The organism is Methylobacterium sp. OAE515 (assembly GCF_041806315.1).
GTDB classification, from domain to species: Bacteria; Pseudomonadota; Alphaproteobacteria; order Rhizobiales; family Beijerinckiaceae; genus Methylobacterium; species Methylobacterium tardum.
In genome coordinates this window covers 5,477,692-5,489,880 of the sequence record NZ_JBGMUV010000001.1, presented here as the reverse complement: position 1 = coordinate 5,489,880, position 12,189 = coordinate 5,477,692, and the positions used below count along the sequence as shown (strand labels likewise).

Below are 12,189 nucleotides of genomic sequence, written 5' to 3'. Positions count from 1 at the left end.
AAGTGGGTCGAGGCCCCTTCGAGCGACGAAGGTCCAGAACCGAGGGCTCCCCGCGGGTGCCGTCTTTGCGAGCGGAGCGAAGCAATCCAGGGTCGCACCGCGGTCATTAAGGGATCGCGCTGCCCTGGGTCACGTCGCTGCGCGCGTGATGACGGCGAGGGATGCGTCAGCCCGGAGACGTCTCACTCCGCCGCCCGCGCCCGGGCTGTCGGACTGGCGCGGGTCGCCTGCGCCACCGCTGCGGTCACCAGCAGGTTCACCACCAGCGCCACGATGCCGACATTCACGTCCTGAAGCGGACCCAGGAAGGGCAGACTCGCGAGGCTGAATCCGCTGAGGACGGTGACCGCTACGGTCGCGACGCCGGCGACGATCCCGGCCATGGCCGCGCGCCGATCCAGCGGATTGCGGCGCATCAGGCTCGTGATGAAACAGGGGAACAGCTGGGTCACGAAGTTGTAGCCCATCAGCAGCAGCTGAACGATCGTGTCGCCGCCGCTGAGCGTGAAGCCGACGCAGACCAGCGCCAGTACCGGCACGAGGATTTTGCAGAGCCGCGCCGTCGCGGCGTCGTCCATGGTCGGCCGTAGCGGCCGGACGAGGTTGTTGGCGATCAGCGTCACGCCGGCGATCAGGATCATCGAGCCGGGCACGAGGGCGGTGAGCACGCCGGTGGCGCCGATCACCCCGATGAACCAGGGCGGAAAGCTCTGGAGCGAGAGCTTGAACAGGGACAGGTCGACGTCCGGCCCGGTCAGGCCGGGCACCTGCAGCACGGCGGTGAAGCCGATCATGAACACGAACAGGTTGATCAGTTGATAGATCGGCAGGATCACGGCGTTGCGCCGGAACGCGGCGGGCTCGCGCGCCGTGTAGAGCGACGCGAAGGTGTGCGGCCACATGTAGCCGCCCAGCGCCGTGAGCAGGACCGTGCTCGAGAACCAGGTCGGGCTCTGGCCCTTCGCCGGCAACGCCAGGAAGCCGGGCTTGGCGGATTCAATCGCTCCGAACAGGCCCTCGAAGCCGCCGTAATAATGAATGGGCAGGTAGATCCCGAGGAAGATCACCAGGGCGAGGATGCTGGTGTCCTTGATGACCGCCGTCCAGGCCGAACCGTGGACGCCCGAGACGACCACGTAAGCCGTCAGGGCCGCGGCGCCGATCCAGACCGCGCTCGTCGAGGAGAGCGCCCCGTAGGAGGCGGTCGAGACGATGATGCCCAGGCCCTTGAACTGAAGGACCAGGTAGGGAACGAGGGCGACGATCCCCACCAGCGCCACCAGGATGCCGAGGGCCCGGCTCCCGTATTTGCGCGCGAAGAAATCCGGCTGCGTGTAGAGGCTGTGCTGCTTGGCGTAGCGCCAGACCGGCGGCAGCATCCAGTACGACGTGATGTAGGCGAGCGTCAGGTAGCAGAGAATGTAGTAGGCCGGACCGCCCTTGCCGTAGGCGATGCCGGACCCGCCCAGGAACGTGAAGGTGGTGTAGATCTCGCCCGCCATCAGCAGGAAGACCAGCGCGGTGCCGAAGCCGCGGCCGCCGACCGTCCACTGCTCCAGGCCCATCTCCCGGCCGAGGCGGGCATAGAGCCCGAGGCCGATCGCCAGGACGAAGCCGGCCGCGACGATGATCAGCGCGATGCTCATCGCCGATCCTCTGGGGCGCGGTTCTCCGGGTCGGTAAAATAGATCAGGGCCATGATGGCCGAGGTCCCGAGCACGCAGAACACCAGCCACGCCAGGAGCAGCGGCAGGCCGAGGACGAAGGGCTCGACCCGATTCAGGAAGAAGGGGCCGACCAGCACGCCGATAAAGGGCAGCGCCGCGAGCCACCGCAGATTTCGCATGCGCGATACCGATCAGAGGTGTCCGATACCGCGGGTTGAATCAGTCAGTGCCGGCTGTCAATCGAGCCGGCGCGTCCGGCGGCCACGACCCGCGCCGGCCCGCGCTGTGCGCTGGCGCACGCGGCTCAGCTTGAGGCGAACATAATCTCGAGAGGACGCCGAACCACGCGGCGGCTCCATCAGGGACCCTCGCCATGACACGTACTCTATCCATCCTGGCGGCGGCCGCGCTGCTGGCCCTGCCGGCGGCGCAGGCCGAGGCGCGCTCGACACGGGCGCCGGCCAAGACCCGGCTTGCCAAGATCCAGAGCAATCCCGCGATCAAAGCGCGCCAGAACGCCATGAACGATTTCAGCGCCCGCATGAGCCGCCTGGACGCGCTGATGGGCGTGCCCACGACGACGTCGGTGCGCTCCCGGTCGGCCGAGGCCGGCCGCTAGCGCGACGTCGCGGTTTCGGTTCGCCGCGTCAGCGTCCGAGGCCACCCGCCTCTTCGACGAAGCGCGCCACGTCGTCCGCTCCGGCACCGCCCCGCAGGGACGCGAAGACGCAGGGACGCGTGCCGCGCATCCGTCGCGTATCGGCCTCCATAACCGACAGGTCCGCGCCGACCAGCGGCGCTAGGTCGGTCTTGTTGACGATCAGCAGGTCGGAGCGGGTGATGCCCGGACCGCCCTTGCGCGGGATCTTCTCGCCCCCGGCGACGTCGATCACGTAGAGCGTGATGTCGGCGAGTTCCGGCGAGAAGGTCGCCGCGAGATTGTCGCCGCCGGATTCAATCAGCACCAGATCGAGCTTCGGGAAGCGACGGTTCATCTCGGCGACGGCCGCGAGGTTGATCGAGGCGTCCTCGCGGATCGCGGTGTGGGGACAGCCGCCGGTCTCGACGCCGAGGATGCGCTCCTCCGGCAGGGCGCCCGCCACGGTGAGAATGCGGGCATCCTCCTTGGTGTAGATGTCGTTGGTGATCGCGCAGATCTCATAGCGGTCTCGGAAGCGCTTGCAGAGCTGCTCCATCAAGGCGGTCTTGCCGGACCCGACGGGTCCGCCGATCCCGACGCGAAGAGGGCCGTTCGACGAGGTCATGCTGCGCACTCAGGATCGAAAGATGCGGGAATACTGGGTCTCGTGCCGGAAGGAGCCGAGATCGAGCCGGAAGGTGGCGGCGCCAAGGGCGTCGAGATCCGCGTCCCGGGCCTCATCCGCGAGGGCCACGACACGCGGTGTCAGGGCGGCGATGACCCGAGTCCCGGCCGCCTGACCGACGGGCGCCGCCCGCAGGGCCGCCGACACGAGGTTCTGCACGAAGGCCAGGCCGTAGGCGGCAAGCACCGGCGGGAGTGCCATGCCATGAGTGCCGGCCGCTGCCCCGACGGCAACCGCATAGGCGACCGGTCCCGGCAGATGCTCCGCCAGGGCCGCCAAGTTCGGATCGGGCCATGCGCCGAGCGTCGCGTCGAGGAAGCTCCGCCCCTGCTGACTGGTCTCGAGATGCAACTCGCGAGACGGGGCGAGGGCGAGGGCGAGGTCGTTGAGGTCGACCACCGCCTGCGCCACGCCACGATGCGCGGCCCGGTGGGTCTGAGCCGCGAGGATCAGGTCATTGCGCAGGGCACCGCGCTCGCACACGTCGCCGAGCCACGCCAGCAGACTCGCCTCGTCTCGGACGTCCCCCGCCTCGACGGCCCATTCCAGGCCGTGCGAGTACGCGTAGGCACCGACCGGATAGCCCGGCGACAGCCACGCCATCAGGCGGAGCGCGTCGAGGGTCTCAGTCGCCGGCATGGTGGTGGTGATGGCCGCCATGCGGGTGGTCGTGGCCGTGTGCGTGGCCATGTCCGCCAGAATAGGCGCCGCCTTCCGGCCGGAACGGGCGCTCCACCGCCTCGGCGCTGCCGCCGAGGCCCTGGACCATCTCGGCGAGGACGTGGTCGTACGCGATCCAGACGGCATCCGCGCCGATCTCGGCCGGGATGTGCCGGTTGCCGATGTGCCAGATGAGGCGCTTGAGCGCGTGGTCGCTCGGCGCCCGGATCTCGAGTAGGCGCTCGGGTGCCGCCTCGATCCAGACCAGCCGGCCATCCTCGAGGATGAGGGCGTCGCCATCGTCCAGGACCGTCGATTCCGGAAGATCGAGGAGGAAGCCGAGGCCGCCGAGGCCCCGCATGGCCACGCGGCGCCGGTGCCGGTCGCCGTGATCGAGAACGACGCGGTCGACGATCTCACCGCCGGTTAGGGTGTTCCGGCGAAGGATGCGGGTGGCGCGGATCATCGGATGCGCGTCCTCAGAACAGGAAGTAGCGCTGCGCCATCGGCAGCACCTCGGCCGGCTCGCAGACCAAGAGCTCGCCGTCGGCGCGGACATCGTAGGTCTCGGGATCGACCTCGATGACCGGGGTCGCATCGTTCAGCACCATGCTCTTCTTCGAGATGCCGCCGCGGACGTTCTCGACCGCGACGAGCTCCTTCTGCACGCCGAGCCGCTCGCGCAGGCCATCCTCGACGGCGGCTTTCGACACGAAGGTGAGGGCCGTGGCGAACGGCACGCGGCCGTAGGCGCCGAACATCGGCCGGTAATGCACCGGCTGCGGCGTCGGGATCGAGGCGTTCGGGTCACCGATCGGCGCGGCCGCGATGCTGCCGCCCTTGAGCACCAGGTCCGGCTTCACGCCGAAGAAGGCTGGCGTCCACAGCACGAGATCGGCGAGCTTGCCGGGCTCCACCGAGCCGATATGCCGGGAAATGCCGTGCGCGATCGCCGGATTGATCGTGTACTTGGCGACGTAGCGGCGGGCCCGCAGGTTGTCGGTGCCGGAGGTGTCGCCAGGCAGCGCGCCGCGCTGGCGCTTCATCTTGTCGGCGGTCTGCCAGGTGCGGATCACGACCTCGCCGACCCGGCCCATGGCCTGGCTGTCGGACGACATCATCGAGAGCGCGCCGATATCGTGGAGGATGTCCTCGGCGGCGATCGTCTCGCGCCGGATTCGGCTCTCCGCGAAGGCGAGGTCTTCCGGGATCGACGGGTCGAGGTGATGGCAGACCATGAGCATGTCGAGATGCTCGTCGATCGTGTTGCGCGTGTAGGGCCGCGTCGGATTCGTGGAGGACGGCAGCACGTTCGGCAGCCCGGCCACCTTGATGATGTCGGGCGCGTGGCCGCCGCCGGCGCCCTCGGTGTGGAAGGCGTGAATGGTCCGGCCCTTGAAGGCCGCGATCGTGTCCTCGACGAAACCCGACTCGTTGAGCGTGTCGGTGTGGATCATGACCTGGATGTCGTGGGCATCGGCCACTGACAGGCAGGTGTCGATCGCGGCCGGCGTCGTACCCCAATCCTCGTGCAGCTTCAGCGCGCAGGCGCCGGCCCGGACCATCTCGACGAGGCTCTCCGGTCGGGACGCGTTGCCCTTCCCCGCGAAGGCCAGGTTCATCGGGAAGGAATCCGCCGCCTCGATCATCCGGGCGATGTGCCAGGGGCCGGGTGTGCAGGTGGTGGCGAAGGTGCCGTGCGCGGGCCCGGTGCCGCCGCCGAGCATCGTGGTCACGCCCGAGCACAGCGCCTCCTCGATCTGCTGCGGGCAGATGAAGTGGATGTGGCTGTCGAAGCCACCGGCGGTCAGGATCTTGCCCTCGCCGGCGATGACTTCGGTACCCGGCCCGACCACGATATCGACACCGGGCTGCACGTCCGGGTTGCCAGCCTTCCCGAGCCTGAAGATCCGTCCGCGGACGATACCGACATCGCATTTCACGATGCCCCAATGGTCGAGGACCACGGCGTTGGTGATCACCGTGTCGACCGCGCCGCCGGCATTCGTCGCCTGGCTCTGGCCCATGCCGTCGCGGATGACCTTGCCACCGCCGAACTTCACCTCCTCGCCGTAAGTGGTGAAGTCACGCTCGATCGTAATCTCCAGGCTGGTATCGGCGAGGCGGACGCGGTCGCCGACCGTGGGACCGAACATGTCGGCGTAGGCGGCGCGCGGCAGGCTCGCGGGCTTCGGCGTGTTGGCCATGATCAGAGCTTGCCCATCACGTCGCCGCGGAACCCGTAGACGGTGCGTCCGCCGGACAGCGGCACCAGCGCGACTTCCCGGGTGGACCCCGGCTCGAAGCGCACGGCGGTGCCCGGCGCGATGTCGAGGCGCTTGCCGCGGGCCTGCTCGCGCGGGAACACGAGGCCCGGATTGACCTCGAAGAAATGGTAGTGCGAGCCGACCTGAATCGGCCGGTCCCCGACATTAGCGACTTCGACCACGGTGCGCTCGGCACCGACGTTGAACTCGATCTCGCCGGGCTGGGTCGTCACCGCACCGGGCACGTCGACCGACGGCGCCCCGCGGATCGGATGATGGACGGTGACGAGCTTCGTGCCGTCCGGGAAAGTGGCCTCCACCTGGATGTCGTGGATCATCTCGGGAACGCCCGCCATGACTTGGTCGGCGGTGAGCACGCTGGCACCCGCCTGCATCAACTCCGCTACGGTCCGACCGTCCCGCGCGCCCTCGACCACATAGTCGGTGATCAGCGCCACGGCCTCCGGGTGGTTGAGCTTGACGCCGCGCGCCAAGCGATTCCGTGCCACCTGTGCCGCCATGGCGATCAGCAGCTTGTCCTTTTCGCGGGGCGTCAGCAGCACGGCAAACCTCGTCGTTGCGGCCGCGGGAGCAAGGATCATGCGCGCCGCGCGGTCAAGGTTGCCGAAACCGCGCGTTACCGTTCCATCCCGGCAAAGCCGCCGAACAGCTCGGCGGCAGCGCCACCCTTGATCGCCGCCGGGAGATCCCGCGGGTGGATGAAGGAATCGCGAAACCAGGGATAACGGACCGGATCGAAGCTGCCGCGGATCCAATCGATCGCCCGACGCACCCGATCGATCCGCTCGGCATCCGGGTGATAGGTCAGCCAGATATCGAAGCCCAGCTGCACGAGACCATCGATCGGGACCAACCGGGCGCCGATCGCCGATGCATAGGTCGGCAGCCAGCCGATCCCGGCGCCGTTGGCCACCGACCAGTAATGGGCGCTGCTGACGTTCGTCTTGAGCGTCACGTAGCCCGATTGCGGCATGCCGGGCGTGTGCCGGTCATATTCGGCCATGCTCACCGTCTGCCCCGACACCTGAAGCACGATCCGGTGTCGCGCCGCGTCCTCGATGCTGGTCGGAACACCGTAGATGTCGAGATAGCTGCGGGCGGCGAAGGCCATGACGTGAAGCCGCCCGAGCTTGACGACCTTCAGGTCCGGATTGACCGGCCGGACCAGCTGAACCGCGATCTCGGCTTCGAGCCGCGCGACGTCCGCAGGATCCATCGTGCAGCGCAGGTCCACAACGAGCCGCGGATTCGCCCGCTGGAACTCAACGAGCCGCGGTGCGAGCCAGAATGTTCCGAGACCTTCGGTGACCGCGATGCGCACTTCGCCGGCCGGCGTGGCCGAAACCGCATCCCGGGCTCTGAGAACCGAGTAAGCCGCGGCCTCCATCGATTGCGTCGCCGCGAGGATGGATTCGCCCTCCGCGGTCAGCCGGATCCCGTCGGCGTGCCGGGTCAGCAGCGTCATGCCGAGCCGGGCCTCCAGATCCTCGATCCTCCGGCGGAGGGTGTTGATGGAGAGGCCCACGACGTTGGCCGCAGCGCGGAAGCTGCCCCGCCGGTCAAGCTCCAGAAAGAGCCGTAGGTCCTGCCAGTCCGGCATACCGGTATCGAGCACAGGGACGTGTTCCATCTGCGAGACCCCCATACTTCATTTTTTGCACAGACGCAGGTCTTCGGCCATGCGAAGCCGGTCGTCGCTCGCAATCATCTGCGGAAACCGACGCGATGACCGTCCATGTGACCCCGCCCGATACCGCACCGCATTTCGATGATGGGCGCGCCACGCGGCACGACATCATCGATTTGAGATCGGCACGACTCGCGCGCCATCTCGTGCTGTTCACCCCGATGCCGACGGATCTCGAACGCCTCCTGGACGAGACACGGGTCGCGCTTCCCGGCGTCGCGGACGTCTCGGTGGTCCGTCGCGTGATGACCGCCAACCCCGATACCGTCTTCGCGATCGCCCGGCGCGAGCGCTACGACGCGCTGTCGCCGCGGGGGGAGGGCCTCACGGCAATCCTTCCCCTGAACGAAGCCGGCATGGCCGCGCTCCTCTCAGGCACGTTCGACGCGAGCGATCCGGATATCCGGTTCATCGCCCGGCAGCACGAGCGGCCGGCCGGCATCTATCTCTGGGTGATCCATGCCCGCGGGCGGCTTGCCGCGGCGGTTGCCCTGATGCTCCAGCGAATCTCCACGCCCCTGTGCGGCGAGGTCGACCTCTACGCGCGCGCCGCGACGGCCGAGGGTGCCGATTATCTCTCCGGGATGGGTTTCACCAAGGGCGCTGCCTGGAACGGCCAGCGCGCACCCGGGCTCTACATGTTCCGCCGGTCGAAACCCGCCGAGCGGCTGCCGCCCTACGACAGTCACCGCCCCGGTGGGACGGGCCCGAGCGTCGCGGTCGCGCGCAGCATGGAGGATCTCTCTCGCGTCATCGCGCTGCGCGCCGCGGTGTACATGGCGGAACAGGCCTGCCCGTACGAGGAGGAGTTCGACGGCAACGACCTCTCCGCCACGCACCTGATCGGCTACATCGGTGACGAGCCCGCGGGCTGTCTGCGAATCCGCTTCTTCGCCGATTTCGCCAAGATTGAGCGTCTCGCCGTCCGCGCGGAGCACCGCAACACGCGCATGGCCTTCGCGCTCGTCCGGGCCGGCATCGAACTCGCGCGGGTCAAGGGCTATCGGCGCCTCTACGGACATGCGCAGAAGCGCCTCGTCGGCTTCTGGAGCCGCTTCGGCTTCCGGGTGTTCGAGGGCGCTCAGGAACTGGTCTTCTCCGATTTCGACTACGTCGAGATGCTGATGGAGGCCGAGCCGCATCCGCAGGCGATCGGGATCGGCGTCGATCCCTACGTGATCATCCGCCCCGAGGGCCGCTGGCATCGGGCCGGTGCGCTCGATCGCTCCCGGACCAGGGCGGTCACCCGGCCCTCAATCGATCAGAAGGCGGCGGCGCGATGATCCGTCCGATGAACCCGGCGCTCTATCGCCGTCCGCGCAGCGTGCCCGTGCTGGTGCTGGTCGACATGCAGCAGGAGTATGAGGTCGCGGGGCGACCGCTCGCCTTGCCGGAGATCGGTCCAGCCCTGGAGAATTGCCGCCTCGCCCTCAACCACGCGCGCGAGAGCGGGATCCAGGTCGCCTATGTGCGCTGGATCGGCGCCCCGCTGTTTCAGGCTGGTACGCGCTTCGCCCGATGGATTGAGGGGTTCGAGCCGCACGGCTGCGACATGATCTTCGACCGGGACCGGCCCTCCTGCTTTGCCAGCCCGGCCTTCGCCGACGTGATGGAGCGCGGCTGCCCGCCGCTCGTCGTCGCGGGCTTTGCCGGCGAGACAGCCTGCCTCGCCACCGCCATCGACGGCTACCATCGGGGGCAGGAGGTCACTTTCCTCGCCGATGCATCCGCGAGCCATGACATGGACGGCATCGCGGCGGCCGACATCCATCGGTCGATCAGCGCAGTGATGCGCTCGTTCGCGGACGTGACCGACACGCATTCCTGGATCGCCGCGTCCTCACCCTTCAGGCCAATCGCGGCCCTCTCGATGCCGAACGCACGCCAATGACTGACCGACGTCCACGCGACCGGGGCACAGGCTATCGCTGGCCCGAGACGGATGAGGTGGAGCAGCGGCTCGGACGGCACGCGATCGCGCTGCTCCAGGCGGCGCGCGACGCAGGCGATCCGATGCTGATCGCGCAGGCGGAAGCGATGGCGATGGCGGTGGGCTTTGCTCTGGCCGCGCGCTCACCCGACCTCGGCGCGCGCGAAGACTGATCACGCCGCGTCGTCTTCGCCGCCGATCAGCCGCATGGCCCGAAGGCGCGCCAAGCGCTCGTCCTGCGCACGCCGGTCCGCGTCCAGGGCGAGCCACAGGGCCTCGACGTCGGCTCGGTGCTGCGGATCGGCGCTATGCTCCCCGTCGCCGTTCGAGACGGTGTGATCAAAGGCGTCCATCTTGAAAGTCCCGCGCCTTGAGTTGCGGCGGCCCGGTAACAGAGCCTCGATCACGTGGTCCAGGCGACGATCAGTTTATCCTGAACAACCGGCTCTGATCGTCACCCGTGACAGCAATGCTTGCTCAGGGGCAAGCTGGGCAGTCACCGCCACATCGCGAGCGCCAGCCAGCTGCAGCGGAACAGCCAAAGCGGCACATCGAACAAGTAAATCTGTTCTGATGCAGTGAATTCGCCAGAACTGATTGGCGTTTTCGGTCGATCAAGACGCCAATCATCTCACAAGACGGCGCGATCTCAATCAACGATCACGTCGATCTGCCGGCGCCGTTTGCACGTCCCTCCTGCAGAAACATCTCGGACACTGAACTGTGCCACACCGCGTCTGCACGACACCGGGCACGATGCGCCGCCTGAGCTGAGCATGGTGCCCGGTTCGAGCAGGTCAGGACTGGGCGTTCGTCAGTGTGGCGATAATGGCATCCACCACATCAATCTGTCCTTGCACGGCGACGAGGCGTGCGCCCGCCTCTGCGCCATCGCCCAAGACGAAGGTGCCTTTCTGCCTGCGCGTCTCGCGCAATCGGCGCACCGAGGCCACGATGATCTGCCGCTCTTCGATCAGGGCCGAACGCAACTCGTCCAGGCCTTCCAGTTCCAGTGTCGAGGCCATCCGAAATCCTGGTCTCTCCAGCGCGTCGCTCAAACAGCAGCCGCTCGGCGCCGCATCGGCGATAATCGCCGCAGATCGGCGGCTGCCTCCCTCTGTGGCGACACGCGCGCGCGCCGGCAAGCGGACCAGTCACGGCACGCCGCAGCGACCGTCGGACTTCGGCGGTTGGACACCCGCCATTGACCATTTGTCACCCGGATCGGTGGATCGCATCGGTGTCGGCGCCCTGCATTGTATGCTAACGAATGCAAAATTATTCCGACCCATCGATCGGTCGGACCTCGGGGCGGAACTGCACGCATGCTGAGCGGGGACGAGCACGATCGCGCTGCATCTCGGCCGGAGACGAATTCGGCAAACCACGGCCGGGATGGTCTGACGCAAGCTGCGCGCGCGCCGCGGCGGGGGCGCGGGCTGGTGCTGGTTCTTCTGCTGCTGGCCGCTGCGGGCGGGGGTGCCTACGGTTACACGCGGCTGAACGAGCCGGTGGCGAAGTCGAAGGCCGCCGCGCCGCTGCCCGTTCCCGTGACCCTCGGCACGGTCGAGCAAGGCCCGTTCGCCCTGGTCTCGAACAGCCTCGGCACGGTCCAGGCCTACAACACAGTCCAGGTGCGCACGCGGGTCGACGGCGAGATCCAGCAGGTCGCCTTCCGGGAGGGCCAGGCCGTCCGCAAGGGCGATGTCCTCGTGCAGGTCGATCCGCGCCCCTATCAGGCCAGCTACGATCAGGCGAAGGCGAAGAAGGAGCAGGACACCGCGAACCTCAACAACGCCAAGGCCGATCTCGTCCGGTACACGGGCCTGGGAGCCTACGCGTCGCGCCAGCAGACCGAGACGCAGACCGCTCTGGTCGCCCAGCTCACCGCGCAGGTCGCCTCCGATCAGGCCGCGATCGACAACGCCGCGACGCAGGTCGGCTACGCCACGATCCGGGCGCCGATCGACGGCGTCATGGGTTTCCGTCAGGTCGATATCGGCAACATCGTCAACGCGTCGGGCCAGACGCCGATCGTGACGATCACCCAGGTCGAGCCGATCTTCGTGGTGTTCACCGCACCGGAGGATCAGCTTCCTGCGATCACCGTGGCCTTGCGGAAGGGCGACGTGCCGGTCGAGGCCTGGAGTTCGGACGGGCTCACGAAGCTCGCGGACGGCAAGCTTGCCCTGTTCAACAACCAAGTGGACACGGCGACCGGGACGATCCGCCTGAAGGCCGTCTACGAGAACAAGAACCACGCGCTGTGGCCGGGCCTGTCGGTCTCGACCAAGATGCGGGTCGGCACCGTGGCGCTCGCTACCACAGTGCCGGACAACGCGATCCAGCACGGCCCGGACGGCCTGTTCGCCTTCGCGGTGGACGACTCAGACCGCGCGCATCAGCGCGCGCTCAAGGCCGGCCGGTCGGATTCGGGGCGCACGCAGGTGCTGAGCGGAGATCTTAAACCTGGGGACCTCGTGATCGTCACCGGGCAGTACAAGGTCCAGGACGGCAGCCTCGTCGCCGAGCCGCACACCGCGCAGGCGGAGCGACCCGAGGCGAGCGGCCGCCAGATCGAGGCCCAGCGCTGATGGGACGCCCTTCCGACACGGCGATGGCAGGACAGCGC

The 12,189-nt window shown here is 68.0% G+C and carries 15 protein-coding genes; 5 read left to right on the top strand and 10 right to left on the bottom strand.

Annotation, left to right across the window (positions count from 1 at the left end):
- Positions 1-182: 182 nt before the first annotated feature.
- Positions 183-1,646, bottom strand: coding sequence for a sodium:solute symporter (locus tag ABIE45_RS26760; RefSeq protein ID WP_192707620.1), 1,464 nt, complete (start codon positions 1,644-1,646; stop codon positions 183-185).
- Complete coding sequence (locus tag ABIE45_RS26755) at positions 1,643-1,846, bottom strand: DUF3311 domain-containing protein (protein ID WP_192707621.1); 204 nt, start codon at positions 1,844-1,846, stop codon at positions 1,643-1,645. The genes ABIE45_RS26760 and ABIE45_RS26755 overlap by 4 nt, the downstream gene beginning before the upstream one ends.
- A 194-nt stretch (positions 1,847-2,040) precedes the next feature.
- Here ABIE45_RS26755 and ABIE45_RS26750 point away from each other — a divergent pair, with 194 nt between their 5' ends.
- Positions 2,041-2,286: a hypothetical protein gene (locus tag ABIE45_RS26750; protein WP_192707622.1), complete on the top strand. Its 246-nt coding sequence runs from the start codon at positions 2,041-2,043 to the stop codon at positions 2,284-2,286.
- Between the two features lie 28 nt (positions 2,287-2,314).
- Here the strand turns inward: ABIE45_RS26750 and ureG are convergent, their stop codons facing one another.
- From ureG to ABIE45_RS26720, 6 genes are all read right to left on the bottom strand, one after another.
- Positions 2,315-2,932, bottom strand: coding sequence for an urease accessory protein UreG (ureG, locus tag ABIE45_RS26745; protein WP_192707623.1), 618 nt, complete (start codon positions 2,930-2,932; stop codon positions 2,315-2,317).
- A gap of 9 nt (positions 2,933-2,941) precedes the next feature.
- Positions 2,942-3,652 carry an urease accessory protein UreF gene (locus ABIE45_RS26740; RefSeq protein WP_373622686.1) on the bottom strand — a complete coding sequence of 237 codons (711 nt, stop codon included), beginning with the start codon at positions 3,650-3,652 and terminating at the stop codon, positions 2,942-2,944.
- Complete coding sequence (locus ABIE45_RS26735; RefSeq protein WP_192707624.1) at positions 3,618-4,118, bottom strand: urease accessory protein UreE; 501 nt, start codon at positions 4,116-4,118, stop codon at positions 3,618-3,620. The genes ABIE45_RS26740 and ABIE45_RS26735 overlap by 35 nt, the downstream gene beginning before the upstream one ends.
- Positions 4,119-4,131: 13 nt before the next feature.
- Positions 4,132-5,859 carry an urease subunit alpha gene (gene ureC, locus ABIE45_RS26730; protein ID WP_192707625.1) on the bottom strand — a complete coding sequence of 576 codons (1,728 nt, stop codon included), beginning with the start codon at positions 5,857-5,859 and terminating at the stop codon, positions 4,132-4,134.
- Between the two features lie 2 nt (positions 5,860-5,861).
- On the bottom strand, positions 5,862-6,482 hold the full coding sequence (locus ABIE45_RS26725; RefSeq protein WP_192707626.1) for an urease subunit gamma: 621 nt from the start codon (positions 6,480-6,482) through the stop codon (positions 5,862-5,864).
- Positions 6,483-6,556: 74 nt separating this feature from the next.
- Entirely contained in the window at positions 6,557-7,570 is a 1,014-nt protein-coding gene (locus ABIE45_RS26720; protein WP_192707627.1) for a LysR family transcriptional regulator, read from the bottom strand.
- Positions 7,571-7,665: 95 nt separating this feature from the next.
- Here ABIE45_RS26720 and ABIE45_RS26715 point away from each other — a divergent pair, with 95 nt between their 5' ends.
- From ABIE45_RS26715 to ABIE45_RS26705, 3 genes are read left to right on the top strand one after another with little or no spacing between them, the layout of a single operon-like run.
- Positions 7,666-8,910: a GNAT family N-acetyltransferase gene (locus ABIE45_RS26715; protein WP_192707628.1), complete on the top strand. Its 1,245-nt coding sequence runs from the start codon at positions 7,666-7,668 to the stop codon at positions 8,908-8,910.
- Positions 8,907-9,518, top strand: coding sequence for a cysteine hydrolase (locus tag ABIE45_RS26710; protein ID WP_192707629.1), 612 nt, complete (start codon positions 8,907-8,909; stop codon positions 9,516-9,518). The genes ABIE45_RS26715 and ABIE45_RS26710 overlap by 4 nt, the downstream gene beginning before the upstream one ends.
- A gap of 56 nt (positions 9,519-9,574) precedes the next feature.
- Positions 9,575-9,730, top strand: coding sequence for a hypothetical protein (locus tag ABIE45_RS26705; protein WP_238194973.1), 156 nt, complete (start codon positions 9,575-9,577; stop codon positions 9,728-9,730).
- Here ABIE45_RS26705 and ABIE45_RS26700 read toward each other — a convergent pair whose 3' ends face one another.
- The gene (locus ABIE45_RS26700) at positions 9,731-9,910 is read right to left on the bottom strand and encodes a hypothetical protein (protein WP_192707631.1); all 180 of its coding nucleotides are present in this window, start codon (positions 9,908-9,910) and stop codon (positions 9,731-9,733) included.
- A gap of 444 nt (positions 9,911-10,354) precedes the next feature.
- Positions 10,355-10,582, bottom strand: coding sequence for an HOOK family protein (locus ABIE45_RS26695; RefSeq protein ID WP_192707632.1), 228 nt, complete (start codon positions 10,580-10,582; stop codon positions 10,355-10,357).
- Positions 10,583-10,882: 300 nt separating this feature from the next.
- On the opposite strand from ABIE45_RS26695, the gene ABIE45_RS26690 reads away from it, so the two are divergent.
- Positions 10,883-12,151, top strand: a complete 1,269-nt coding sequence (locus tag ABIE45_RS26690) for an efflux RND transporter periplasmic adaptor subunit (RefSeq protein WP_192707633.1) — start codon at positions 10,883-10,885, stop codon at positions 12,149-12,151.
- Positions 12,152-12,189 lie beyond the last annotated feature (38 nt).